Below are 26172 nucleotides of genomic sequence, written 5' to 3'. Positions count from 1 at the left end.
AATTTGAACCAAAAACGTCTCCAATCCTCCTATAGGAATAGAGACGTTTTCAATTACGCTTCATGTTTACCGATACACCGTTCACATTCATACAAATACGATTCGTGTTTTTCGACGATTTTGTTGCCACATTCGCGACATTCTTTTTCAGGTAACCTTCTAGTGATTCCTTTTCTTTTCATAGTGATCTCCTCCATTTTTTAATTTAGTTGTTACGCTTCATGCTTACCGATGCACCGTTCACATTCATACAAATACGATTCGTGTTTTTCGACGATTTTATTGCCACATTCGCGACATTCTTTTTCAGGTAACCTTCTAGTGATTCCTTTTCTTTTCATAGTGATCTCCTCCATTTTTTTAATTTAGTTGTTACGCTTCATGTTTTCCAATGCACCGTTCACATTCATACAAGTACGATTCATGTTTCTCGACGATTTTGTTGCCACATTCGCGACATTCTTTTTCAGGTGACCTTCTAGTCATTTCTTTTTCCCTCATAATAATCTCCTCCACTTTTTATAATGACTCCCCCTTAACAAACGTTTTGCTCGTTAAGGGAAGAGTAGTCTTTCATTTAAACTTTAAGCAAATTGCGCTGTTTCAGTTGACCCAGCCATTGCAGTCGTTGAAGATGTACCACCGGAGATAACTTGTGACACTTCGTCAAAGTAACCTGTTCCTACTTCACGTTGGTGACGGGTAGCTGTATAACCGTCTTTCTCGCTAGCAAACTCTGCTTCTTGTAACTTAGAGTAAGCAGCCATTCCATCATCTTTGTAGCCGTTTGCAAGTTCGAACATGCTGTGGTTCAACGAGTGGAACCCTGCAAGTGTTACGAACTGGAACTTGTAACCCATTTTACCAATGCTTCGTTGGAAGTTAAGAATTTCATCATCCGTAAGAGCAGATGCTTTCCAGTTAAATGATGGTGAACAGTTATAAGCAAGCATCTTACCTGGGAACTTGGCATGGATTGCGTCTGCAAACGCTTGTGCTTCTTCTAGACTTGGTGTTGCAGTTTCACACCAGATTAGATCTGCATATGGTGCATAAGCAAGTCCTCGTGCAATCGCTTGGTCAAGTCCTTTTTTCGTGCGGTAGAATCCTTCTGGTGTTCTTTCACCAGTTATGAATTCTTTGTCGCGTGGATCAATATCACTTGTGATCAAATCTGCGGCTTCTGCATCTGTTCGTGCAAGGATGATAGTTGGAACACCTAAGACGTCGGCTGCAAGTCTAGCGGCAGTTAAGTTCCGGATAGCGTTTTGCGTTGGAAGCAATACTTTACCACCTAAGTGACCACATTTCTTTTCAGATGCTAGTTGGTCTTCAAAGTGAACGCCCGCCGCACCCGCTTGAATCATTGCTTTCATGAGTTCGAAAACGTTTAGCGGTCCACCGAATCCGGCTTCCGCGTCTGCAACAATCGGCGCGAACCAATCAAATCCTTCGTTGCCACCTTCAGCATGATCTATTTGGTCAGCACGTTGAAGTGCTTGGTTAATGCGTTGTACAACAGTTGGTACACTGTTTACCGGGTACAAACTTTGGTCGGGATACATTTGTCCTGCAATGTTCGCATCCGCGGCAACTTGCCATCCACTTAGGTAAACTGCTTTCAGTCCTGCTTTAACTTGTTGGATTGCCTGGTTACCCGTTAGCGCTCCAAGTGAGTTGACGAATGGTTCTTCTTGCAATGATTTATATAAACGCGCCGAACCTTTTTGTGCGAGTGTATATTCTATTTGAAGAGAGCCTCTCAACTTTACAACATCTGCTGCTGAGTAATCTCGTGTAATACCATTCCATCTTTCATCATTTGCCCAACTTTTCTCCAATTGTTCAATTTGCTCTTGTCTGCTTGTCATTTCGACCACACCTTCCAGTTTTTTTAGTTTTAAGTTTAGTTGTTTTAACTTCCTTCTGTTCAATAACAGTGGGAGTTGTTATACAGTAATATATAACAGATTATTGAAATTGTCAGGGAATTTTGACAAGTCGTATTATTTCAAGACGGAATGGATTATAGTAAGACGAAAGGAGACTACTATATTGCTAAGCTTGTTAAAAGGAGGAATTAAAAATGAAGAAAAATGAATTGCAACAGATTACACGTATTATAGAAGAATGGATTCCAAAAGAAGCTTCCATAGCGTTTGCTATTGACAATACGTACTATTATTACAGTTCTGGAAGGCATGACATTCGCCTGAAAGAAGGGCAAAGCGTTGAAGCGGGCAGTATCGCCGATCTCACATTCAAAAAAAACAGCAAAGTAGATGCACTGATGGATGACTCGTTATTCGGCGTCCCTTATTACGGTATTGGCTATCCAATCGATATGAAAGATGGACTTGGTGTATTAGTTGTCATTCTTCCACCAAACTACTACTCTTTAATAAATGAACCGCTACGCTTCATTACAGGCAGACATAACGATATGTGGTATCCAATACCTATCGAAAAAATCAACTATATAGAAAGCTTTCAAAAGAAAACTTGGTTTTACGCGGAAAATGCTGATTACAGCGCGGAACATACACTGAAAAGTCTAGAGCTACGACTACCCAATTCATTTTTACGAATTCACCGATCGTATATTATTAATATTCAATCCATCAAATCGATTTCTAGAGACTTTTCCTCTTTACTCATTACTCTAATAGATGGAACAAAACTCCCCGTCAGCCAGACCTATACAAACAGCGTCCGAACGGTACTGGAGTTTTGATATTTTATGGCTTGGTGTCGATAGGAAGGAGATTTGGACTAAAAGCGATGAATTCCGACGTCGGGGGCGCGAATTACAACCAAGGTCGGCCGAATTCCGACGTGACAGCCGGCCTCGCCCCCCTAAATCTACTAAACAAGCCACCCCGTATCTCTACGGGGTGGCTTGTTTAGTAGATTCACACTACTTTTTCTCTTTTTCTATTAATTGCTTTAAAGACTTTTATTAACAACGGCAAAAGAAGAAACAATAGCATCACTCGCACAATATGTAAGCTTGCTACGATTGATGGGTTTAGATCCAATGCAATTGCCGTTGTCGACATTTCGGCCGCTCCCGCAGGAACTGTACCTATTAGACTAACCGAGTACGGGATGAGCGTCATATAATGAAACAACAAGCTCGTCAAAATGCTGACGACAAAGAAAATACTAATAATGACAATCGTCATTTTACCAACTTTCAGCAACTGTACTAATACCGCCTTGTCAAAACGAACCCCCACCATTCCCCCTATGAAAGCTTGACCAATACCCGAGAGATAAGCTGGGGACGAGCCAACGTCGACTACAAAGGAAGATAAAATAAAAGCAATGGCGATTGAAAACAATAACGTTCCACCCGGTATATGAAACTTTTTATCTAATAATAATGTAAGAACAACAACAATCGGGAAAAAGATAAAGTGCATCCATTCCATTTCAACCACTTTTTGTACGACAGCCACCTTCGCAGTCGATTCCATCAAGCCAACAATAAGCGGAATAAATAATACAAAAACAGTAATTCGTACTGTATGAAATGCCGCAACAATTCGTTCATCCGCACCAAACTCTTTGCTCATGCCAATAATTTCGGATGCGCCGCCTGGTATACAACAAAAGAAAGCCGTCATTTCGTCTAAATCTGTTTTACTATATAGAAGGAGACTTAAAAAATAACCCGTTGTAAGAGTGATTAAAATCGTTAACAGCAGTGGTAATAATAGACTTTGAATTTCCGTAAAAACTTTTGGATCTAGCCGCAACCCTATATTTGCGGCAACAAATGCCAATGATATTTTAAATGGTAGTCCATCAAAAGATAATTTCCCTTTAAAAATACCCCAAACAATTCCAGTAACAATTGCCCTAAAAGCCATCCAGCAGGAACACCAATCGCCTGAGACGTATAACCCGTTACTACACAGACGAGTAAAAAAACCACTTTTTCATAAGTCATGCGAATTCCTCTCACTTCTTTGCGAAATAGAGTTCCAATGTTTCTTTCGCTACGGCCAATTTACGAATGGTATGCTTGCGAACTTCTTCTTCCACTTTTTCCGGGTCTCCGTCCTGTATCAGTTTGAATATTTCTTGATGTTCTTGCACAGGAACGATTGGTTTGAATTCCGGATTCTTATACCCACTAATTCGTCGATAACGTTCGATTGAGCCATTCAATTGCTCCATTAAACGCTTGACGGTTTGATTCGTACTTAGTGAATACAGCACAGAATGGAACTCGATGCTATATCGAACCGTATGTTTGACACGATTTTGTTCCGCCGATAACTTCATCAAAACCAAAACATCTTCTAGTTGTTGAATTTTTTCATCTGTCATATGGATTGTCGCTTCCCTAGCCAAAAGGCCTTCAAGAACCTCTCTCACTTTATACACTTCTTCAACTTCCATTAACGAAACCGGGGCAACGCGCATTCTTCCGTTGGCCTGTTTAACAATTAACCCTTCCAATTCAAGTCGGTAAAGGGCCTGTCTAAGCGGCGTACGACTCACATTTAGAGCAGTCGACAATTCTTCCTCAACAAGTTGACTGTCAGGTTCGTATTGCAGTTCAATAATTTTTTGTTTTAACTCGTTATAAGCAATATCACTCGACGACATTCTTTTCGTTTGCGGTAACTCGTTCATATACGAAACTCCTTTCCTAAACAATCCATTATTGGATAAACTGCCGCATAACAGACGGCAAAATTCCACCATTCCTATAATACTCAACTTCAACATCGCTATCTAATCGAACAATCACTTCGAATTCTTTCACGACGCCATGAATATCAGTCGCTCTAACTGTTACTTGTTGTCCCGGTACAGGTAAATCACCCAAGCCAATCACATCATATTGTTCGGTTCCATTTAACTTAAAACCCACAGCACCTTCACCCATACTAAATTGAAGAGGAAGAATCCCCATCCCGACAAGGTTATTGCGGTGAATTCGCTCGAAACTTTCTACCAATACAACTTTCACACCTAACAGAGCCGTCCCTTTCGCCGCCCAATCTCTTGAGCTTCCTGTTCCATATTCTTTCCCGGCAATGACGAGTAAGTTTTTCTTTAGTTCCTTATATTTCATTGCGGCTTCATAGACAGGCATTAATTTTCCATCTGGTAAAAACTTCGTAAATCCACCTTCTACCCCGTCCGCAAGCTTATTTCGCAACCTAATATTAGCAAAAGTTCCGCGCATCATCACATGGTGATTTCCACGCCTTGAACCGTAGGAGTTAAATTGTCTAGGTGAAACACCACGTTCAGACAAATACTTTCCTGCCGGCGAAGTGAGTCCAATATGCCCGACCGGTGAAATGTGATCGGTCGTAATCGAGTCTTCTAACAGTAATAAGACGTTCATATTTTTGAAATTATCTTCAAGCACTTCATTTTGATTGCCCGCTTTAAAGAAAGGCGCTTCTTGAATGTACGAAGAATCTGTGTCCCATTCATATAATGGGCCTGTCGGTGCGTCAATTGCATCCCAACGTTCATTGTCAAAAATAGTGCCATATTGCTTTGTAAATAAATCGGAGTGGACAGTCGCGGCAATGACTTCTTCGATTTCGGCAGAAGTAGGCCATACATCACGTAAAAATACGGCTTCCCCGTCAACATTAACTCCAAGTGGTTCTGTCAATAAGTCCTTTTGAACCGTTCCAGCGAGTGCATATGCAATAACTAGCGGAGGTGATGCTAAGTAATTCGCTTTAATAAGTGGGTGGACTCTTCCTTCGAAGTTGCGGTTTCCGCTTAAAACAGACGACACGACTAAATTATGTTCGGTAATTGCGACCTCCACTTCTTCCGCAAGTGGGCCTGTATTTCCACAACACGCCCCGCAGCCATACCCATCGACATAAAATCCAAGTTGTTCTAAATACGGAAGAAGGCCTGATTCTTGTAAATAGTTTGTGACGACAGTCGAACCGGGCGTTAAACTCGTTTTCACAAAACTTGGTGTAACAAGACCTTTTTCTACAGCGCGCTTCGCCAACAAGCCCGCGGCAATCATTACATAAGGATTCGAGGTATTTGTACAGCTCGTAATTGCTGCGAGTACAATTGCCCCTGTATGTAGTTGCTCTTTGGAATCACTCAAGGTAACCGAGCGTTCAATCTCCTCACCCGGTAATCCATACCCACGTTCTGCGATAGGTTTCGAAATCGAGCGTACAAATTCTTCTTTCATCGAAGACAGAGCTACTTTATCTTGCGGTCGTTTAGGTCCCGCCAACGTTGGAACAATTTTCTCCAAATCGATTTCTAATACTTCCGTAAACTCCGGATCCGCGGTAGTATCCGTGCGATACAATCCTTGTGCTTCGTGATACGCTTTGGACAGTTCAACAAACTGCCCTCTTCCCGTCAACTTCAAATAATCCATCGTCAAATCATCCGTTGGGAAAAAGGACATTGTCGCACCGTATTCAGGTGCCATATTCGCAATCGTTGCACGGTCGGCCAACGTGATTTCTGTAAGCGAAGGTCCGAAAAACTCTACAATTTTTCCGACAACCCCTTTTTCACGTAGTAAACTCGTTACCGTTAACGCTAAATCCGTCGCAGTTGAACCTTCTGGCATTTTCCCGACTAGTTTAACGCCCACTACTTCCGGAATCACAAAATAAAGTGCTTGTCCCAACATTGCCGCCTCTGCTTCAATTCCTCCAACACCCCACCCGATTGTTCCAAGACCGTTAATCATCGGTGTATGCGAATCGGTTCCGACAAGTGTATCTAAAAAGACTTCGGTAACTCCATTTTTTTCAGCTGTCCGAACAGAAGTTGCTAAGTGCTCCAAGTTCACTTGGTGTACAATTCCAGACGCGGGCGGTACGACTCTGAAATTATCGAATGCTTGCTGCGCCCACCTAACAAAGCGATACCGTTCGGCGTTTCTTTCATATTCGAGTTCAAGGTTTACATCGAATGATCTTTCATTGCCTGACGCATCTGTAATAATCGAATGATCGACAACCAAATCGACAGGTATTTGTGGATTAATGCGGTCAATCTCCTTACCTAAACCGGAAACCGCGCTTCTCATCGCCGCTAGGTCAACGATTGCCGGTACACCCGTAAAATCTTGCAAAACAATTCTAGCGGGCTTAAACGGAATTTCACTAGTACTCGATTGCGTTGTTTTCCAATTCGCTAACAGTTCGATATGTTCATCTGTTATATACTTTCCATCAAATTGCCTCACCGCACTTTCCAGTAAAGCTTTGATGGAAAAAGGTAATGCCGATACAAACCCAATGCCGTTATCTTCTAACTTCTGGAGATTGTAATAATGATATGTGACACCGTTTACTTCTATAGTAGAATGGTTCATTTTAATTGCTCCCCCTTTTAGCCCACTTTACTTCGCAATATACAAATTCCCTTTCATAATTCTTCGTGCAGTCCGTTCAAGTCCTACGTATTCAACATCTTTTCCATCTGCTTTTACTTTCACTTTTACTTCGGCAATTCCATCGGGATGGCCGATTCGAATGACCCGTTCTGCTTTCGTATCTTTAATGCCAGAACAATTATTTGGTATCGTACCAGGAAGTAACACTGCAGCAGCTAAGTTATACAAACCACTTCCTGCAAACGTCCTATGAAAACGTCCCATTGACACCATCTTCGCAATGATATCAACTTCCTCTTTTTTTATGGATTCCCCCGAAGCCGTCACATAATCATGCGGTGATGAGACAATCGCTATTTTAGGAATCGCCGGTGCACCAGCAGCTTCTTCTAGCGAATTCGTTAAGCCCGTTCGATAAGATATTTCACGCCTCGTCGACTCCAGTAAATCGATTAACTCGACTTCTTGTGATAAATCCGTAAATAATTGTTCAGCAGCTAATCCGACGGACTCAGTAGATAAATAGACAAATGGATTTACAACATCGACAACTGACACATTAAAGCGATTTTCTTTTCCCACTAGTTCATATGTAGCGCCAAGGGGTAATGTACTTCCTGTCTTCCCGCCACCCGGCGACAAAATATCGACACTGTACTTTGCCCCGGGCAATTGAATTCCCGACATTACATAATCACCTGTTACCTTTGCTTGTCTGTCGACAACTGGCACTTTAATTCGAATGATTTTTTCAATATTTGTATTGAACGCATTGACGATGACCTCGTCTGTATCGGCCGCTTTAATCATTTCTTCATCGACCGCAAATGCACCAACTGCCGCCATTAAGTTTCCGCAAGTTCCTTTATCATCAACAATTTCCACACCGATTCCAATTTGGTAAAATGTATAATCAATATCCGCCTCATCGACAGAAGATGGTGCGATAACAACGACTTTACTCGTATGTGAAGTCCCACTTCCTAACCCATTCACTTGTGAAAGATTATACGAATCAATTCCATTTAAAAATATCCTTTCCATCTCTTGACGATTTTCCGGTAAATCATTTGCGTTAAAAAATAATCCTCTACTCGTACCACCACGATAAACAGCACAAGGCACTGAAAACTGGCTCATCCAATTCACTTCCCTTTCTCGCTATATATAATTGTATACAATTGTACAGTGTCCTGCAATCCAAAAAAACATGCCTTAACTAATTTCTTAGCTGGGCATGTTTGTCGTTTCACGCAAATCACGTTGAGTACGCTGTTATTTTATTGGGCCGCTTTGCGATAAATACTTTGCAGTTTCTGTAAGATTGTTTCATATGCATGTTCTGTTACTCTTTCTGAGACAACTGTACGGTTAATTTTGTTTGTATCGCCGTTAAGTGCCAGCGCTAACCCATCGTGGAGTGATTTCACATCTTTAGGTTGCACGAGTATTCCCGCATCGTCAGCAAGTAAATACGTAAGTCCACCAACGTTTGTTCCAACAACGTCCATACCAACCGCCATCGCTTCAAGCGCGACGAGTCCAAATCCTTCATGATACGAAGGCAATGACAATATATTAGCCGCCGACATCCATTTAGCGATTTCACTTTGAGGTTTTGGTCCTATAAAATGAACGTCCTGAATTTTGTTCTCTGAAATATACGATTGCAGAGAAGACACGAAGCCACTGTCTTTCGTTGAACCGATTAAATACAATGAAAGATCTGGAACATTTCCCTTCAATAATTTATACGCTTCTACTAATTCCAACAGACCTTTTTGTTTGATGATATTCCCTACAAATAAAATAATAGGTCCATCGACATGAAGTCCCAATGACATTCTTGCTTCTTCTTTAGGTATTTTTTTAAAAATCGAAGTGTCGACACCCATACTCATAACCGTTACGTTATTTTCACTTACACCAAACCGCTCAATTACATCACGTTTTAGCCTTTCGCCAACGACAATGACTGTATCTGCTTGAACTAAAATCTTCTTAGTAAGTTTGGCAATCATCGGATGGATAGTTGACATCTTGTCGATATCACCGCCGTGAACGGTTACAACGTAAGGTATGCCTAATAACTTTTTACTAACTAATGAAATCAAGCCCGTCGGAAAAGCATAATGTGCGTGAGATAACGATACTTTTTTACGGTTTCTTAACATATGAAAAAACGAACGAAAAAACCAAGTTATATACTTTTTCAATGTCGTTATTTTTCCTTTTCCTGCATTCTCAATCGCAATGACGTCAACTTCTTGCCCCGAAGAACGCAGTAACTCTACTTGATTTTCCACGAATATCCCGAACGTTGGATGTTCTTTGGAAGGGTACATATTGCTTAAAACAATTATTTTCTTCATCTAATTCCTCATCCTACCTTTACTTAATACAATTGTTTTTGAATGATCGATTTACTAAGTATATACAATTCGCTACAAAATAGCATGAACCTATATCTGATGGTTGCTATATATGTTGAATTAAAGATTCTAACCTGAAAGTCCAATGATGATTGCTTAACCGAGCCATTGATTTCCGTTCCGAGCGGACGCTTTCCGCGGGCGGTCCGTGAGCCTCCTCGTCGCTAAAACATGCTCCCAACGCTAACGCTTTTGGTCGCAAAAGCTGTTCTTCGTAACAGCTCTTCCTGCGGGGTCTCACCTGGACGCGCTTTTCCCGCTGGAGTCGCCGCTCTCCACTACAATCAACTAGGTGACACATTCTTTAGTTCAGCTTATATTATATACTTTTTTGCAGCAAAAACATTTTCGGTGTAAACTATGTAATATGAAGGAGATGTTTTCTATTGAAAAAAGTTTTATCGCTCTCGTTAATTATTATTCTATTGTCGTTTACTTTGAAGACTCCGAGTACGTCTGCAGCATTTAGTGACGTTAGTGACCGCTACCAAGTTGAAGTCGATTACATCGTAGGCGCAAAGTATGCAAATGGTATTACAGCTACTAAATTTGGAACCGATTCTCCCATCAAACGAATCGATGCTGCGGTTATCGTTGCAAAGGCGATGGGATTTGATGAAAATACAAAATCACCCAATGCTGGATTTACAGACGTTCCTAAAAATCGTGCATGGGCAGTGAACGCACTTGCCAATAAAGGTATTATTAGCGGGAAAAATCCCGGGAAATATGGCTCTGCAGATTCAATGACAAGATCTGAAATGGCGAAAGTGATTGCGGAAGCTTACGAATTAAAAGCAAAACAAGAGAATATTCCATTTACTGACGTAAGCCCGAGGTTTAAAACTTCTGTTGCTGCACTCGTAGAAAATGGAATTACTCAAGGTAAGACAAACACATCTTTCGGTGGGTCTGACAATATATCACGCGGAGAATTTGCGATTTTTATTTATAGAGCAGATGGATTGTCGAAAAATGCCCCCCCCGAAGTGGAAGATGTTTCATAATAATGTTGTTGGATTATTCAATAAACTATGGTAAAGTGTTTATGTAGGTATAACCCTGTTTTTTAATATATGTTTTAACCTAAAAGAGAATCTATGCGACTTTTCAGTCGCATAGATTCTCTTTTAATTATGTATATATGATTGAATTTCCCTATGGTGAATTTTGTCAATCTTTTGTATACTAGATTCATTGCTATTTAAAGGAGCTTTTGTATGCAGAAGAAAAAGACAGTACTTATTTTCATCACGATGTTGCTCTTCCTCTCTACTAATCTATCGAAAACGAGCGCCGCTACGGTCTCACAGGGCGTCCATCATTCCAAAGAATCAGGAAAAATAGGTAACTACAACCAAACAGTCAATCAGCTGTCTATCAATCTAAATCAGCCATATACGACAATTGACCTCGGCTTATCTAGCCCGGTGAACGCGAAAGCTACGGTCACAAATCTCGCCAAATTACATACCCAAAAGCAACATCATGTTGTCGGGGCCATTAACGCTTCCTTTTACCATATGAGCAGTGGATTTCCAAGTTATCTATTGTTGAAAGATGGAATGATCCAGCATCTCGGTTCCGTTTCCACAAATTATAATGACTTTATGCACACTCCAGCCGCTTTTGGTATGCTGGCAGACAATACAGCTAAAATAGGAAAATACGATTTATCAATTCAAATTGAACATGCTGGAAAAAGTTCAAAACTGACCGCTCTTAATAGAGAACGGGGCGACCAAGAAAGCATCTTATACACGTCGAGTTGGTCCCATAAATCATCCACGTCGTATAAAAAGACCCTTACAAACAGTACGGGGATGGAAATCGTCGTCCAAACACCTACTTCCGTAGACCAGAACGTTGCACTTGGAAGTAAAACGACTGGAACAGTAATCGGCATTCGTCCATACGGTCAAAAAACGAGTGCTACAATTCCTGAAAATGGACGTGGCTTTGTCATTTCAGCGCATGGCGATGAAGTAGACAACATACGAAATATGAAAATTGGAGATAATGTATCTGTTTCGTTTAATATGGATACTAACTGGATAAATGCTAACTTCATGTTAGCAACGGGTCCCCTTCTCGTCCAAAACGGCAAAGTAGCAATGACTATAGATCCGAATAGCCCCCGTGTTAAAGAACGAACAGCACGGACAGCGGTCGCTACCGATAGCACGGGTAAAAGAGTGTTTTTTGTAACCGTAGATTCTGGCGTAAGCGGCGTCAGTGCCGGTATGACATTGACTGAATTCGCTAATCACCTCGTGAATATCGGTGCGCATAATGCTATAAACCTAGACGGTGGTGGTTCTACTGCAATGGTGTCACGAAAATATGGTGACGTCTATCCCACATTAGTAAACCGTCCATCGGCAGGTAGTGAAAGATCGGTAAGCGCAATTTTAGAAGCAGTTAGTACAGCCCCACATAGCAATCCCGCTTTTGTAAAAGCAAGCCAGTCTGAACAAGGTACGATTGCAATAGGCGCTTCTGTCGGCTTTAAAGTAACCTCGGCAATCGACCAATACTATAATGTTCTTCAAATCGATCAAACAAAACTTACGCTAGACTCTGTAACGAATGGGGTCGGTGTTATTGAAAATAATCAATTTGTTGGAACGAAAGCTGGAGTCGGTACAGTGAATGCAACGTATGACAATGCTCCCGTGTCAATTCCAGTAACAGTAACAGACAAAATTGACGATATTATTATTACCCCTACCGAAATCCGAATAGGCACAGGTGAAAAAGTGGCGGTACATGCAAAAGGGATTATCAAAAGTGGTGAAGTTATTTTCAATCCCGATGCCGTCAAGCTTTCTGTCCCTTCAAATGTCGGTTCTATTAACGGAAAAACATTTATCGCGGGCAACAGTGAAACAAGCGGCACGTTAACCGCTACATTTGGTCAACTTCAGAAAACGATTCCTGTAACCGTATCAGACAAACCATTTGTATTGGGCTCTTTCGAATCGACAAACGGGTTGCAAGCGACTACAGCTCGTGCAACAGCATCTTTAGCTGTCGAAAATAAAATTCAACCCGTCCATATGGACAACTCTGTTAGACTAAACTATGATTTTACGGCTTATAGAGAAGGAGTTTCCGCAGCATATATGACATGGACTTCTGGCTTTAAAATTGCAGCAAAACCTAAAAAGATTGGTATTTGGGTTTATGGTGATGGCAAAAATCATTGGCTCCGGGGCTCGTTAGCAGATGCTTCCGGGAAGGAAGTCGTAATTGACTTTACAAAAGAAGGTGGACTTAACTGGACCGGTTGGAAATATGTCGAAGCGACCGTTCCACAAACCGCTCCCGCCCCACTTACGTTGAACAGAATTTACGTCGCTGAAACAAATTCAGCTAAAAAAGATAAAGGCTATTTGCTATTTGATAAACTACAAGCCGTTTACTCGGACAAACAACATAGTGAACAAGCTTTCGTTCCTGCCGCATCAGCACGTGAAGTAGCAACGAACAAAAAGTTTACAGTCACATTTACTCAACCAATGAAACCCGAATTTTTTACAAATCAATATATTTACGTTGAAGACGTGTTTGGCGTACGTCAACCCGTCACTGTTTCCAAAACGAGTGACCCTCGAAAAGTAGAAATCTCTGCTCCTACAACCGGGTATGTTGCTGGCAAAAACTATCGTCTCGTCGTTACCCACTTCGCACAAAATAATCGTGGTGTACAAATGGTAAAAGACAATATAACCGAATTTAAAATGAAATAAAAAAAGGATCACGGTAGACTTTAAAGTCCATCGTGATCCTTTTTTATGTTTTACTCTGCAAGTAACTCAAGCGTACTCTTAGGTAACTCTTCAGAGTGCTCTTCGTTACTTTCTGTTTTCAGATTAGCTGTGTACGTTCTATTAAGCAGATTACCAAAACCTTGGTCTTGAAGCAATTTAATAATTGGTGATGTCATCGATTTATTTTCCTTAACTAAATACTTTGTTTTTGAACGAATCATTTCATCGAAAATCGCGCTTCGTGGAATCCCAGTTTCAGCAAAAATGTTTTGACTTAACAATAGATCCATAAGCGTCAAATTGTCATAATCGCCGCCAGCAAAAGTCAAATCGGGGTTCACTTGATACCATAAGTCGCCGTTTGAACGAATCCAACGTGGATGCAAGTATTCAATCGCGGCTTTCAACTGACGCGCAGTTTTTGCATACTTTTCGTCGCCAGTTTGCTTATATGTTTCAAGTAAAAACCGCATTTCTCCAAGCGCATGATTAAGCGAAACATGCGTTTTTGTTTTTTGATTTCCTAATCCGAAATAATCCGGAATGAGGTGACTTGATGGTGTAACTCTAATCACGTTACCGAGCTCACCTTGACTCACAAGTAAATCGGCATAGCTTAAGTTCGCATTTTTTAACTGATCAATCGAAAGTGATTTCGACACGTTCTTTAAAAATAAGGCGGCATTTTCATTCATGCGCGTATCTACGTAAGGTGCCGTCAAACCATATGGCGTTTTCAACCATGTACTCGTGTATTCTGTTTTAAATATCGGTGTCTTACCGGCTGTAATCGCTCCATTTGAAAGCACATCTAAATCGGCAATCGAGTTGACGACAAGGTTACGGTAGTAACGTTCCTTATTTCCATTGTACATTGTCAAATAAATACCGCCCTGCAGACGACCGATATTACGCCCATATCCCATTTTGTAACCAGGTTCAATAGACCATGGAAGTTTTGTGTAAGCACCATCCGCTGTGAGCCAATTATTTATCGAGCTATATTCGGCAATCGTTCGCTTAAACCATGTATCACGATTAGCTGTACTTGCGAATAATTGCTCTTTCGATAGAAGCGCCCATGACTCTGAAATGGCTTTTGGTTGTATCGATACATTCATAGTAGCTGTTACAATATTCTTTTTCGCATCGGTATTGATCGAGTAGCTTTCGCGCTCTTCAAATAGTTCCCGAAGAACCGAACTTCCCCCCGAATAATTTTGTTGGCGATGATGAGATATATAGTTTTTCCCCATCATGACTTCATTCGTTATTCTCGAACCATTTTTCACCGATAAAATACCAGTCGGATGAGATGTTTTATCGACACCAAAAGTGCCGTTATGGGCTTGATTTACTTTCCCAAATGATTCATATTTAGTTAATGAATAGTCGGTTGCTTTGTGGAATGGCAACGTAACCGAAGCTCTATATACATTATCTCCATTATAAATAAACTTTGTAAAAACAAATGTGTCTCCATTATCCAATTTACGCAAAGTTACGCGTAAAGAACCAAGGGGGCTCGCCGTATAACCTATATGGTAATAATAATGATAATCGGTCGATAACATATGCGTAGTAGTTGTCCGTTTATCGTAGTTTAAAGGGACCCCTTTCGTATCCATCCGAACTTTTACGTATTGCTGATTATCAATCGGAATAATGACTTCTTGATTATCAATTGGCTTTGGAATTTCAATATCTTCCTCCACAATGGGTTCATCAAGTTTTTTCAGCATACGGTTGATAAATACAGCGGCCTCACCACGGGTCGCAACTGCCTGTGGTTCAAATGTATTATTGGATCTTCCATAAATAAGCCCATAATGAGTCATTCGCTCAACAGATTCATAGGCATATTTCCCAATCGAAACCGCGTCTTTAAATAGGATTGGCGTGGAGCTAGAATAATTCCCTTTTAGCTGCATAGCCCGGTCCAGCATTACCGCAACGTCTGCACGTGTAACGGGTTCGGAAGCAAGTGCTAAACCTTCTGCTGTTCCAAAAATTAACCCCGCTTTCTTGGCGGCAGCGATATCCTTATAAAGACTGCTACTTGGTGACACATCTTTAAAAGCAGAAGTGCCTTCAGGTAATTCAAGTGCACGAACTATGTATGCCAAAAACTGACCTCTTGTCACCGCAGCATCCGGCTGAAAAGTATCATCTTTGAAACCATAAATCACTTCTTTTTCGACTAAGGCTTCAATCTCTTCCTTAGCCCAATGGTCGGATATATCCGTTAAAGCTTGCGCTGATACATGAAATGAAAATAATATAAAGCTTAAAAAAACGATAAATCCACTACTAACCTTCTGCATGATTCATTAATTCCTCCTTGTTATACTCCTATTATATAGTAACTTAATTTCTTTTACTTTACCAAATGCAACCATAAAAAATCATGACAGACATGAAAGTCCGCCATGATTCTTTTATGATTTTCCGAAAAGAACATCCGTGCAAGGCATAGCTCATCTTTAGACATGGGATGAATTTTCGGTTGGCTTTGTACTGTGCATAAGCACCAACCCAGAAACTCGTGACTTCAGTCATGGGAGGTTCATGGCTGAATGTATGTGTTATTCAATTTCGCTTCAAAATCTTCCAACGTATGCTCCGGGGCGATTCCATGACGATTTAGTTCCAATGCCGGGTCACCTAGTAGAATCGTTCCTGGCTCCGTCGTAAAGGCGTATAGTATACCAGAATCCTCCACCGCACGAAGTGTTGTTTCATTATATTGACCGAAAGATACGCTAATGACGTAACGCGTTCCGTATCGCCGTCAAATGCCTTCGCTAACTGATGTTTTCCATCGTCAAGGTCCTGCATGATTGCTTCATAAGAGTCCGTAATCATTAACCCCTCGCTCGTTCCTTTTTTAAACACGTGGAAGTAGTGGGTATGATGCTGATAGTCGTATACATCTGTCGTTGCTTTAATTTCCTTCAATCCAACGTTTTGTAACGTTTCTGGATCCCATGGCGCGGCTTCCTGCCTAATTTTACCCATTATTAGAAAGGAAGCTGCGGGCATATTGTGTGCCTTTAATATTGGATACGCATATTTCACTGTCGATAAAATACCGTCATCGAATGTAAGAAGAACTACTTTTTTCGGCAAATCTATTTCTTTTTCTTTCCACTGTTGAAAGGTTTGCATCGAAATAGGTGTCCAATGGTTTTTCACGAGGAAGTCCATTTGCTCCTCGAAGTTTTTAACGTCAATAACCATCCGATTTGTGCTTTGGCTAGACTGTGCCGCATTTTCAATCATATGGTGATACATAAGAGCGGGAACCCCTGAGTCTTCCACAGTATCTTTTTTATAAATATATCGATCCATACCGCCGATTTGAATACGGTAACGTGATTTTATCTCTTCTAATACAACCACTCTCATATCTGGATTAATGCGAGCTACAACTTTTGCCCCCCGTTCAGCCGTATCCAATACTTCCAAAGATGACTCTGATAAAACCGTATATTCGCTTTTAAACGTTTCAAATTCAGCATTTGCTGGTTGTTTAACCGCGTCCTTCTTCAATATGTAGATTCGGTCGTTACCAAAATTGATTTGATAATACTCTTCATCTTCACCCAATAAAGGGTACGCAGTCGATTTTAGTAGTGTAGCAACTTCAATCCGCTTGTCTTCCAATAACTGGTATGCCGCCGCATCCTCTACTAACTCAATTTCCTCTGTTGAAGAAAATGCGATACCTTTAAGATCTTGATAAGTAACGATTTTATTTCCCTGGCCCAACATATTAAATCCGATAAGCAGTAAAGTTATGATGATGATTGGAACTCCTATAATATACATTTTCTTGTTCATTAAACCCTTTGTCTCCTTTAGTTTTCTCTTCGCCTCAGTGACAGAAACCTAATATTATATTAATCCACTAATCATAATTATAGCACAACTCTACCAACTTCTACCATTTGTGTTAGTAGAGTTACAGGTTATTAGTATCGTTTGTTGCACACTTTGCGGGGATGGTTGGATGCTTCGTCCGGTTTGTTGGACACTTGTGGCGGATCGTTGGACACCTCTGCCTTTTCGTTGCACACCTCACCCAATTAAAATAGTACCCAAGAAGACAGCATCGTCTTCTTGGGTACTATTTATTAATCATCGGTAAAAAATGATTACTTTACATTCACCAATTCCGAAAGCGTTTTTCCATTTGATTCAATAGATTTTACGAATCCAATGTTTTTCACATAGTACGACTTAGAACCCCTATTATTAGTTACTTCGACAGCATTTGTGAATGTTTTATATGGCGTTGTAATCGTTTTATTAATCGCTGTTATTTTATTGGTGCTTTGCCCATCGAAGTAATCTTCCCATGTGTTTCCTACCTTAATTGGATAAACGAGATCTACGCGATACTCCGACATAACATACCCCGCGCTCAACCCTTCATAGGATTCGCTTTGAACATAATATTTGTCTGCTTCCGACTTTGTTGGGCTTGTTTCCCAAACAAAACCTAAGTTTTGACCAAACTTAACACCTACATCTTTAAATGTATGAACGATAGTGCTGTTATCTGAATGTTTGTATGTGTACTGCTTTGTTTTATCTAATGCATAACTATCTTCAATCGAAGCTTTTTGTTTAAACTTTGCTTCCAGTCCCCGGGCAAGAAATGCTGCAAATTGTGCTCGGGTAACGTTCTGATTTGGTCGATACGTGCCATTTGGATAACCAATTGATATTGAAGCAAGGGAAATCATTCGAACATGTTCATATGCTTTCATCTGTTCACCGACATCACCAAATCCAAAAGCAGAAGTAGCAGACAGATTAAATGCTTTCGACAGAATAATCGCCATATCCCCTCTTGAAATCGGAGCATCAGGTTTAAATGTTCCATTCGGATAACCGGATATAATGCCTTTTTTTACAGCCGAAGCGATATAACCACTTGCTGCCGTACTTGCATAAACATCTGTAAATTTACTACTACGCTTTGTTCCATCTAATTTCAGCATTTTCCCAATCATAATTGCAGCTTCCGCGCGGCTAACAACTTTGTCAGGTTTGAATGTTTCACCGGGATAGCCGGAAATAATACCCTTGTTTATTAAGTAATGAGCTTCTTCATAAAATCGATCGGAGGTCTTTAAATCTGTAAAACTAGCGGCCTTTACTTCTGGACTAAACGTACTAAGTAATAGAAAAATAGATGCTAGAAAAATTACATACTTCTTCATAATCATACTCCTCTCATTATACATTTTATTGTAACATAACCCTAATGTTTCCAGACAGCTTCAATAGTCCTAAGACTAATTTTTTCTAGCATCGTTTGTTGGACACTTTATGGCGATGGTTGGACGCTTTCTACTTTTTGTTGCACACTTCATGCAATTGGTTGGACGCCTCACCCCTTTCGTTGCACACTCTCCATTCCCCCAATATTCCCCCGCAAAAAAAGTATATTGGAAGACAATATACTTTTTTGATTCCTATCTAAATAGCGACAGACTTAAATGTATGCTTGAAAGTCCGTAGCCGGTCGATAACTGTAAGGACACTCGAATTCCTTGATCTGTGAGCCAATCCGCATATAATATATCGTATCCTGAATTATCCTTCCAGCGCATTTGGCTGTCATATGCGCGACCAAACTGTGGTTCATACATATCCACAACAAGATGATTGAAAAGTTGTTCCGACTCACTATGTTTTTTATCTCTGACATCGAATTCCAAGTAGATAGCTTCCAGCTTATCTTTTGTGAATGAATAGGTGATTGTCGCCATGAACGGCCCATGTTCAATATTTCTGTACTTCATCTCAAATATGTCTTCCGTCGTTGGCAGTCCTTCCGCTGCCTTCACTTCCGCCCTGGACATTCCAAAATGAACATGTCTATAATAAAAGTTTTCCGTTTCATCATTTCCAATCCCCCGGCTGACGAAAGCCGCGATTTGTCCACGAGATACGATGCCGTCTGGTCGAAACGTACCATCTTGATAACCTACTGTAATCCGAGATGTTGCAAGTTGGTTTACATATAAACTGTACCAACTCGAATCACTTACATCCTTGAAACGGACTGGAGACACTTCGGTAAGGTCAAAACTTCCCGCAATAATTCTTGCCATTTCGGAGCGTTTTAAACTACTCCCCGGTTTGAATGATCCGTCAAGATGACCGCCAATAATCCCTTTTGCAGCAAGCGTTTCAATATGCCGATAAAACGTATGCGATTTGGAAACATCCGTAAAAGTAGGTGTTGTCGGACTCACTAAAGGCATATCGAGAGCGACTGTAATTATTTTAGCCGCTTGACCGCGTGTCACATTGGCGTTACTTTGAAAGGTTCCGTTCGAGAATCCGCTAATGGCACCAAGGCTGACTAAATGATCAATTTCTTTTCGAAATGTATGCGACGGCGGCACATCCGAAAAAGCATTGACAATCGGTCCAACCAACATCGACAGTGAAACAATCATAACTCCAATCATGAACTTCATTTTTCCCACGCCTTCTCCTCCTTATTAATTCATTTTAGTTACCCCATTGTATCTTTTGAATGTTAAGACGGGGTTAAGTTTACAACTTTTATTTTTATTCATGAAAAAAGGATTCAAGTGGACATTTATGTCCACTTGAACCCTTTTAATTTTCTATCCGTTCAATTCAATTCTTGTTTCAGTAACAAATATAATCGATGACCACCTAGTATATCTGATCAAAAAGACTTTGGAATACTTATTTTTTCAATCTAGAAATGTACTCATAATCTTTCGTTCCATCACTGATTGTGTACTTTATATAATTATCGTCTGCTTGCCAAATACCAGATCGGATTGTTAGAGATATCCCAAATTGACCATACGGGCTTATTACAGTACTAATATCTTGGGAGTCTAGTTCTTCTTTTGTATACTTGAATTTTAAAGCTGATCCACTAAACATCTCTACCTTTTTCACAGTTACTATTTCAGAACTAAGGTTTTGAAAGGAAGTACTAAGGCCTCGAATCTCTCCGAAAACAACTATCGAAGCATAAGTGTTAAATGAAAGTTCCGGTTGATAAATTTCTTTCATTTTAGCTTCCGCAGCTTCTAACTTTTCAATTCCTTTAATAGTAGCTTGTGCGTCCAAGGCTAGTGCTTCTGTAACATTCAGTCTTGCAGCTTTCACCGCTTTGGAATTATCGTTTGTCAATTGTTCAATTGCTGGTAGCGCACTTATCGCGGCCTCAGCTTTTGCAATCGCCAGTTCGAGTTCTAACGCTTTTTTTAATTCTACAATTCTCGCTTCAGCTTTTTCTAGTTTTTCAGCACCTTCAATAATTGCTTGTGCATCCAATTCAAAAACTAGATTAACAAAGTTTCTAGCTTGTAAAACTAATGATTCGTTTTCAAGCTTTAATTGTTCAATTTCTGGAAGAGCTACTATAGCTTTCTCCGCAGATGCAATCGCTTTTTCAAGACTTTCTTTTGCCTGCAATTTAGCCATTTGTATTTCTAAGTCGGTAAGCTTATCCATTCCTTTAATTTCCGCTTCTTCATTGATTGCGAAAACCTTCATTACGTATTCACGAGCTTTGAGAAGTTCTTCTGAATGTATTGTTTTCAATTCTTCTATAGTGGGAAGATTAGCAATAGCCAACTCTGCTGCAGCAATAGCAGGTGATAACGTATCTTCATTTTCAACAATAACTTTTATTATTAGATTTTCCGCTTCATTGCCAGCTTTGTCTTTCGCACTAAATGTAATTGTGTAAGTACCTGGCTTTTTAGTGTCTACGGATTGTACTTCAGTAATACCGAAAAAGACTTTATTTAGCACAACTAAGTTTTCATCGACATTATCTGTCGCTGTAACTATTGGCATTTCGAAAATTTCATTGAAACCCACTTTAAGTTCTTTTTCACCGGAGTATATCAATTGGGGGGCAATTTTATCAGCAGAACTTTCTTTTTTAATCATTTCAGCTTTATAAATAAAAATTGCATACTCACCGCGTTTGAGGTTGTCATCGGTTCCAAAACTTGTAGCAGATATACCATTTGTTAATTTGTTGTCTATTAAACCTGCAACTGCTTCGCTATAGCGTACATTCACGTCAGTAAATTTAACATTATCCTTATTCCCTTTTAGGTTATAAGCAGACGATTTAGTGAGCATTAAAGCGATTTCGCCTCGTTTAAGCAAATCATCAAAACCGAAATGCTTTGAACTTTTCCCGTCAACAATGCCTGCTTTTTTCAAAGCATTGATTGCAGCGACGCCACGTTTAGGCACATCAGTGAAACCAGAGTCGGAAGTTCCTTCAGTTGGCAATCCTAAAGCGTTCGCCAAAATAATTGCAGCATCACCACGTTTTATTTGTTGATCGATACCATATTGAGTTTCCGAAACTCCTTTTGATATTTTGTAATCAACAAGATAATTTACAGACTCTGCATATCGTGATGAGACATCCGAAAAGTTTGATGTTTTTTCATTTGCGGAAACTGTAGATATGATTGATGATGATACAAGAAATGCCAATGTTACAGGTATGATAACTTTCCGAACTAGACTTGACTTTATAAACATTATTTTATTCCTCCACTATTCATATAATCCTCTTTGCTATAAAAAGAGTCTATTATTAATCTTACAGGATATAGATAATGATTGTCTATTAAAATATGAATTCCAAGTTTCCCCCCCCTACTTTGTCGTTTTGTTTTAACAATTTTGCAAATAATCACTTACCATTAGATAGTAAATGGGGCTACCTGTTATTTGGAAAATAATATGCACGAAATCAACTGTTCGGATAATAAAAAAGGATTCGGGCGGACATCTATGACCACTTGAACCCTTTTAATTATTTCAATTCTAACTTCTCTTGCATCGCTTGCCACATGACTTTGTAACCCTCTTCGGTAGGGTGTGGACTATTGGTTTCCATCAAATCATCATATGTACTTTCCGGATTTTTGGCCAAGTACTTATTAATAGCATCATAGTGCGAAATGAAAGTATAACCGTTGTCATTACTTACTCGTTTCAATATATTGTCGATGCTTTGTGCTGAAAATAGATACGCATACGTCTCATTCGTTGAAGGTGGCGGTGACATAACAATCATATCGTTCGAACGGGCTTCGACAGTTTTGAGCAGCTTTCCAATATTCGCTTCGTACTCTTTCAAACTGCTGTCAATCCGATCATTCGTACCGATCATTACAATAACAATGTCTTCTTTTTGTCCTATTAAATAGTCGATGTTCTTCAGTGTCCATTCCGCGGATTTCCCACTAATTCCCGCATTCAAAAAATCGACTTTTCCAAACGTTGAATTGTTCGTGTAAGTTCTTAATTGATTTGCCCAGGTCGCTGTCGTATGGGTTGCTTCGCGGTATATTTGCTCTTTCCCATCGTCAAAAATAATTTTGCTATCTCTTGGAACGAAGTAACCTTTTACACCCATCCCCGCTGTAATACTGTCCCCAATTAGTTTAATAGAAGAAACTTCTTTGCTTTTCAGTTTCTGAGATAGATTGTTATACGAATTCGGAAGTGAATTGGTCAGTTTTAACATTTCAGCTTTATAAATAAATATAGCGAACTCACCACGTTTCAACTGATCATCCGTGCCAAAATACTCCGCCGATTTTCCATTCGTAATATTGTGATCCACTAAACCAGCAACGGCTTCTTGATAACGCGAATTAACATCTTTAAAATGCAGATTCTTCACATTTCCTTGCAAATTATAAGCGGCTGATTTTGTAAGCATTAAAGCAATTTCGCCTCGTTTTAAATGGTCGTCGAACCCAAAATAGGTTACACTTTTCCCATTAATAATGCCCGCATGTTTCAATGAATTGATGGCATCTGCTGCTCGTTTCGGAACATCGGAGAAACCGGCATGCGTGGCATTCGAAGCGGTTAAACCAAGTGCATTCGCCAAAATAACCGCCGCACTTCCACGTGTGATTTGTTGGTCGGTTCCAAACTTTGTCGCGCTAACGCCGTTTGAATAGTTATTTGCAACAAGAAATTCTACTGATTCCGAATATCTACTTGAAACGTCTTTAAATGATGATGCTTCCACATTCGTAGAAACTACCGTAAAAAATAATAACGCCGATACTACTACCGGGACAACTAATTTACGGAACGTATTTAATGTAAACAACATCTAACCAATCCCCCGGCTTTTATGTTATATCCAAGAAAAGGATTCAAGTAAACATCTATGTCCACTCAAATCCTTTTAAATTACTGGTCTTCAATCTCCAACTCGTATTTCTCTTCCCCTTGTTTGATAACTACTTTCCACTTACCCACATTTCCATCATACGTCAGTGAATGGATTGCTGGAACATGGCCGGATTTCTTTTTCGCGATTGCAATGGCTTGTACGACGACTTGTGATTCGGACAGCTTCGCTGTTTCTGGTTTGTATTCCGGAAGGACCTCTACATATTTTGCCCTTCCTTGCGCCGGATACGACGCCGCCACGGGACCTTGTATATCCACTTTGATTCGCTGTCCAATTTTCAACAACTTCTCAGCATCCAGATAATTGAAACTTGTGGCGTCGTAAAATTCATCGTCCCCGCCAGTCGAACTAAAGTCAGCCGGAGCGGTACTTACGACGAGCATGCCGCCTTCATATACATCAGTGACATAAGCACCTATCCGGGACTGTTCTGTTGTAAATTCATGCTCGGGATACGTAATCGTCGGTTCGCCCGGCGTAGCAATTATACGGCCATCTTGTTTGAAGTCCATATTACGTTCAGGAAACTTTTTCTGTAGATCACTTTGCTGCCCCGCCGTCATGAAATCATGGGTGACTTCTATTTCACCTGATATGATGTCCACCGAAACAGAGTATATCCCGCGTTTATCATCATTGATATTCTGTAGTTCCTTTCCAACTTCGTACTGCACTTGCCTTAGATCCTCGTCTGAATGCGCACTTTTGTAAATGTATATCGGTTCGGCAAGAATTTCGCCCGCGTCGACTTTCGGTTGCAAGATGCTCAGTAGCTCATCCAGGCGTTCGTCTATTTCTTTTAAACCAATCCACACACCCGATTGCTCCGCTCCGGACATTTGATTTTCAATAAATAAAACACCTGCTTTACTGAAACCCTCATGTCCGCCATATACTTGCTCAACCGCTTCAATTGCCACGAATGCCTCGGCTGCTTGGACCGCCATATCTTCTTCGTTTTCTTTTGAAGGTTCGCCGTACAAACCGTTTTTATATTCATCACTTTCGATTTGATCGGCTGCGATTTGATCCCGTAGCGGTGTTTCTTTTGCAGTTTGCTTCAGTTCGGCAATAATTTCACGACCGCTCACTTTTTTCACAGTCTGATCTTCGACAACTTGTTGATCTGCATCTTTTTCGTCTTGGAGATCCGCCGTGCCGCAGCTTGCTAATAACAAGCTAGTGCTAATAAGTAAGACTGTTCCTATTTTTCTTTTCAACCCAATCTTCCTCCCCCCGTTAAGAGTGACTCTAGAAGATTAGACGAGAGACTATTTTTTTCGTTTCATTTAAGTTCCGCGACTAACGAACGAACTTCCTGTAAATGTGCTTCGATATTATCACTTGTCACATAAACACCAAAATCACTTGGGGACGTGCTTGCCAATCCGTTCTTAATCCGATTGGCAATTAAATCTCCCGTTTCGGGGTAGAAATGGTGGCCGTCATAGTAATTACGGATGTCGTTAGTAACACTGTTCGGATACATAAAGTTCCAAACACCACCGTATACATTGACCAAATCGCGTAGCCACACTTCGTAGTCGTCATACAAACCCGTATCTACGAGTGCTTTAAACAACTCGGTTGAAATTGGCGTCGTAAATACAATCGTTGCCCCATCAGGCATTACGTCTTTTACTTTCGCCATGATTTCCGCGTATTGCGAGTAATACGTGTAGCGCTCTCCGTAAAATGTTTTTTTGAATCGCTCAATTTTGCTACTTGTCATTTTTTCGATTTCATCTTTAGACAACTTTTTTGCAAATGCTTCGCCTTTTCTATTATAAAGTCGGTCTTCACTAATACTATTTTTTCGCGATAGATTAAAGTTGTCAATTGAATAATCTAGGACTTGTAAAGATAAAAGGTTTTTTGACCGGTAAAAAGGTTGGTTCACTTTTTTCTCATAATTATCCAACGACCGTGCACCACTTGCTTCTTGCTCGCTCGACTTGAAGAAGTCGACACCAAGTATAACCCGTTCAATATGCTTATTTTGCGACTTGGCATATAAAAGATAACTATAATATTCACGCATCGATAAATTTGCTACAGATGCATTGAACACTTTCCAATCATCGAACGCAGAAGGATGAATATAAGTCGCCCTACTACTTCCAATTAATAACGTATCATAATCTTTCTCTTCAAACTGTAGCTGTGCGACTTTCTGCTCCCGCTCATTAATGACTTTTTGAACATCATTGTATGCATGAGCATGGCTATAATGCCAAAGAGGGTCTATCCAGAAATTAAAGCTCACTACACTGGACGTAAGCACAACGAATAAAATAACGATTGTTAATGTGAACTTTTTATCCGACACAAGATATCCCC

20 protein-coding genes are annotated in these 26172 nt (G+C 40.2%); 3 read left to right on the top strand and 17 right to left on the bottom strand.

Annotation, left to right across the window (positions count from 1 at the left end; all coding sequences use genetic code 11):
* Positions 1-53 precede the first annotated feature (53 nt).
* The 4 genes from yhfH (KSU66_RS03755) to aceA all read right to left on the bottom strand — a co-directional run bounded on the left by yhfH (KSU66_RS03755) (position 54) and on the right by aceA (position 1871).
* Complete coding sequence (gene yhfH, locus KSU66_RS03755) at positions 54-182, bottom strand: protein YhfH (protein ID WP_269050075.1); 129 nt, start codon at positions 180-182, stop codon at positions 54-56.
* Between the two features lie 30 nt (positions 183-212).
* Positions 213-341, bottom strand: a complete 129-nt coding sequence (gene yhfH / locus KSU66_RS03750; RefSeq protein ID WP_269050075.1) for a protein YhfH — start codon at positions 339-341, stop codon at positions 213-215.
* 31 nt (positions 342-372) lie between these two features.
* Positions 373-501 carry a protein YhfH gene (gene yhfH / locus KSU66_RS03745; protein ID WP_269050074.1) on the bottom strand — a complete coding sequence of 43 codons (129 nt, stop codon included), beginning with the start codon at positions 499-501 and terminating at the stop codon, positions 373-375.
* 83 nt (positions 502-584) lie between these two features.
* Positions 585-1871 carry an isocitrate lyase gene (gene aceA / locus KSU66_RS03740; protein ID WP_269050073.1) on the bottom strand — a complete coding sequence of 429 codons (1287 nt, stop codon included), beginning with the start codon at positions 1869-1871 and terminating at the stop codon, positions 585-587.
* 215 nt (positions 1872-2086) lie between these two features.
* Here aceA and KSU66_RS03735 point away from each other — a divergent pair, with 215 nt between their 5' ends.
* Positions 2087-2734, top strand: coding sequence for a LytR/AlgR family response regulator transcription factor (locus KSU66_RS03735; protein WP_269050072.1), 648 nt, complete (start codon positions 2087-2089; stop codon positions 2732-2734).
* Between the two features lie 178 nt (positions 2735-2912).
* Here the strand turns inward: KSU66_RS03735 and KSU66_RS03730 are convergent, their stop codons facing one another.
* The 5 genes from KSU66_RS03730 to KSU66_RS03710 form a co-directional block, all read right to left on the bottom strand.
* Positions 2913-3875, bottom strand: coding sequence for an AbrB family transcriptional regulator (locus tag KSU66_RS03730; RefSeq protein ID WP_269050071.1), 963 nt, complete (start codon positions 3873-3875; stop codon positions 2913-2915).
* 91 nt (positions 3876-3966) lie between these two features.
* Positions 3967-4647, bottom strand: coding sequence for a GntR family transcriptional regulator (locus tag KSU66_RS03725; protein WP_269050070.1), 681 nt, complete (start codon positions 4645-4647; stop codon positions 3967-3969).
* Between the two features lie 28 nt (positions 4648-4675).
* On the bottom strand, positions 4676-7348 hold the full coding sequence (gene acnA / locus KSU66_RS03720) for an aconitate hydratase AcnA (protein ID WP_269050069.1): 2673 nt from the start codon (positions 7346-7348) through the stop codon (positions 4676-4678).
* Between the two features lie 27 nt (positions 7349-7375).
* On the bottom strand, positions 7376-8509 hold the full coding sequence (locus KSU66_RS03715) for a PrpF domain-containing protein (protein WP_269050068.1): 1134 nt from the start codon (positions 8507-8509) through the stop codon (positions 7376-7378).
* Positions 8510-8649: 140 nt separating this feature from the next.
* The gene (locus KSU66_RS03710; RefSeq protein WP_269050067.1) at positions 8650-9741 is read right to left on the bottom strand and encodes a glycosyltransferase; all 1092 of its coding nucleotides are present in this window, start codon (positions 9739-9741) and stop codon (positions 8650-8652) included.
* Positions 9742-10187: 446 nt separating this feature from the next.
* Here KSU66_RS03710 and KSU66_RS03705 point away from each other — a divergent pair, with 446 nt between their 5' ends.
* A complete protein-coding gene (locus KSU66_RS03705) occupies positions 10188-10808 on the top strand; it encodes an S-layer homology domain-containing protein (protein WP_269050066.1) in 621 nt (206 codons plus the stop codon).
* A gap of 213 nt (positions 10809-11021) precedes the next feature.
* On the top strand, positions 11022-13553 hold the full coding sequence (locus KSU66_RS03700) for a phosphodiester glycosidase family protein (RefSeq protein WP_269050065.1): 2532 nt from the start codon (positions 11022-11024) through the stop codon (positions 13551-13553).
* A gap of 50 nt (positions 13554-13603) precedes the next feature.
* Here KSU66_RS03700 and KSU66_RS03695 read toward each other — a convergent pair whose 3' ends face one another.
* The 8 genes from KSU66_RS03695 to KSU66_RS03660 form a co-directional block, all read right to left on the bottom strand.
* Complete coding sequence (locus KSU66_RS03695) at positions 13604-15898, bottom strand: S-layer homology domain-containing protein (protein WP_269050064.1); 2295 nt, start codon at positions 15896-15898, stop codon at positions 13604-13606.
* 340 nt (positions 15899-16238) lie between these two features.
* The gene (locus KSU66_RS03690; RefSeq protein ID WP_269050063.1) at positions 16239-17417 is read right to left on the bottom strand and encodes a polysaccharide deacetylase family protein; all 1179 of its coding nucleotides are present in this window, start codon (positions 17415-17417) and stop codon (positions 16239-16241) included.
* A 314-nt stretch (positions 17418-17731) separates the two neighbouring features.
* Complete coding sequence (locus tag KSU66_RS03685) at positions 17732-18805, bottom strand: S-layer homology domain-containing protein (protein WP_269050062.1); 1074 nt, start codon at positions 18803-18805, stop codon at positions 17732-17734.
* Positions 18806-19060: 255 nt separating this feature from the next.
* Complete coding sequence (locus KSU66_RS03680) at positions 19061-20074, bottom strand: S-layer homology domain-containing protein (protein WP_269050171.1); 1014 nt, start codon at positions 20072-20074, stop codon at positions 19061-19063.
* A 238-nt stretch (positions 20075-20312) separates the two neighbouring features.
* Positions 20313-22151, bottom strand: coding sequence for an S-layer homology domain-containing protein (locus KSU66_RS03675; RefSeq protein WP_269050061.1), 1839 nt, complete (start codon positions 22149-22151; stop codon positions 20313-20315).
* Between the two features lie 277 nt (positions 22152-22428).
* Positions 22429-23748 carry a GDSL-type esterase/lipase family protein gene (locus KSU66_RS03670; RefSeq protein WP_269050060.1) on the bottom strand — a complete coding sequence of 440 codons (1320 nt, stop codon included), beginning with the start codon at positions 23746-23748 and terminating at the stop codon, positions 22429-22431.
* 80 nt (positions 23749-23828) lie between these two features.
* Positions 23829-25052, bottom strand: a complete 1224-nt coding sequence (locus KSU66_RS03665) for a DUF3221 domain-containing protein (RefSeq protein WP_269050059.1) — start codon at positions 25050-25052, stop codon at positions 23829-23831.
* A gap of 65 nt (positions 25053-25117) precedes the next feature.
* Positions 25118-26161 (bottom strand): hypothetical protein, encoded by a 1044-nt coding sequence (locus KSU66_RS03660; protein ID WP_269050058.1) that lies wholly within the window; start codon positions 26159-26161, stop codon positions 25118-25120.
* Between the last annotated feature and the right edge of the window lie 11 nt (positions 26162-26172).

Source organism: Sporosarcina sp. G11-34, from assembly GCF_026931025.1.
This window is presented reverse-complemented; position numbering and strand designations above follow the sequence as displayed.

Coding starts and splice junctions, on each gene's coding strand:
- yhfH (WP_269050075.1), bottom strand. CDS start 182: ATGAAAAGAAAAGGAATCACTAGAAGGTTACCTGAAAAAGAATGTCGC.
- yhfH (WP_269050075.1), bottom strand. CDS start 341: ATGAAAAGAAAAGGAATCACTAGAAGGTTACCTGAAAAAGAATGTCGC.
- yhfH (WP_269050074.1), bottom strand. CDS start 501: ATGAGGGAAAAAGAAATGACTAGAAGGTCACCTGAAAAAGAATGTCGC.
- aceA (WP_269050073.1), bottom strand. CDS start 1,871: ATGACAAGCAGACAAGAGCAAATTGAACAATTGGAGAAAAGTTGGGCA.
- KSU66_RS03735 (WP_269050072.1), top strand. CDS start 2,087: ATGAAGAAAAATGAATTGCAACAGATTACACGTATTATAGAAGAATGG.
- KSU66_RS03730 (WP_269050071.1), bottom strand. CDS start 3,875: ATGGCTTTTAGGGCAATTGTTACTGGAATTGTTTGGGGTATTTTTAAA.
- KSU66_RS03725 (WP_269050070.1), bottom strand. CDS start 4,647: ATGAACGAGTTACCGCAAACGAAAAGAATGTCGTCGAGTGATATTGCT.
- acnA (WP_269050069.1), bottom strand. CDS start 7,348: ATGAACCATTCTACTATAGAAGTAAACGGTGTCACATATCATTATTAC.
- KSU66_RS03715 (WP_269050068.1), bottom strand. CDS start 8,509: ATGAGCCAGTTTTCAGTGCCTTGTGCTGTTTATCGTGGTGGTACGAGT.
- KSU66_RS03710 (WP_269050067.1), bottom strand. CDS start 9,741: ATGAAGAAAATAATTGTTTTAAGCAATATGTACCCTTCCAAAGAACAT.
- KSU66_RS03700 (WP_269050065.1), top strand. CDS start 11,022: ATGCAGAAGAAAAAGACAGTACTTATTTTCATCACGATGTTGCTCTTC.
- KSU66_RS03695 (WP_269050064.1), bottom strand. CDS start 15,898: ATGCAGAAGGTTAGTAGTGGATTTATCGTTTTTTTAAGCTTTATATTA.
- KSU66_RS03690 (WP_269050063.1), bottom strand. CDS start 17,417: ATGAACAAGAAAATGTATATTATAGGAGTTCCAATCATCATCATAACT.
- KSU66_RS03685 (WP_269050062.1), bottom strand. CDS start 18,805: ATGAAGAAGTATGTAATTTTTCTAGCATCTATTTTTCTATTACTTAGT.
- KSU66_RS03680 (WP_269050171.1), bottom strand. CDS start 20,074: ATGAAGTTCATGATTGGAGTTATGATTGTTTCACTGTCGATGTTGGTT.
- KSU66_RS03675 (WP_269050061.1), bottom strand. CDS start 22,151: ATGTTTATAAAGTCAAGTCTAGTTCGGAAAGTTATCATACCTGTAACA.
- KSU66_RS03670 (WP_269050060.1), bottom strand. CDS start 23,748: ATGTTGTTTACATTAAATACGTTCCGTAAATTAGTTGTCCCGGTAGTA.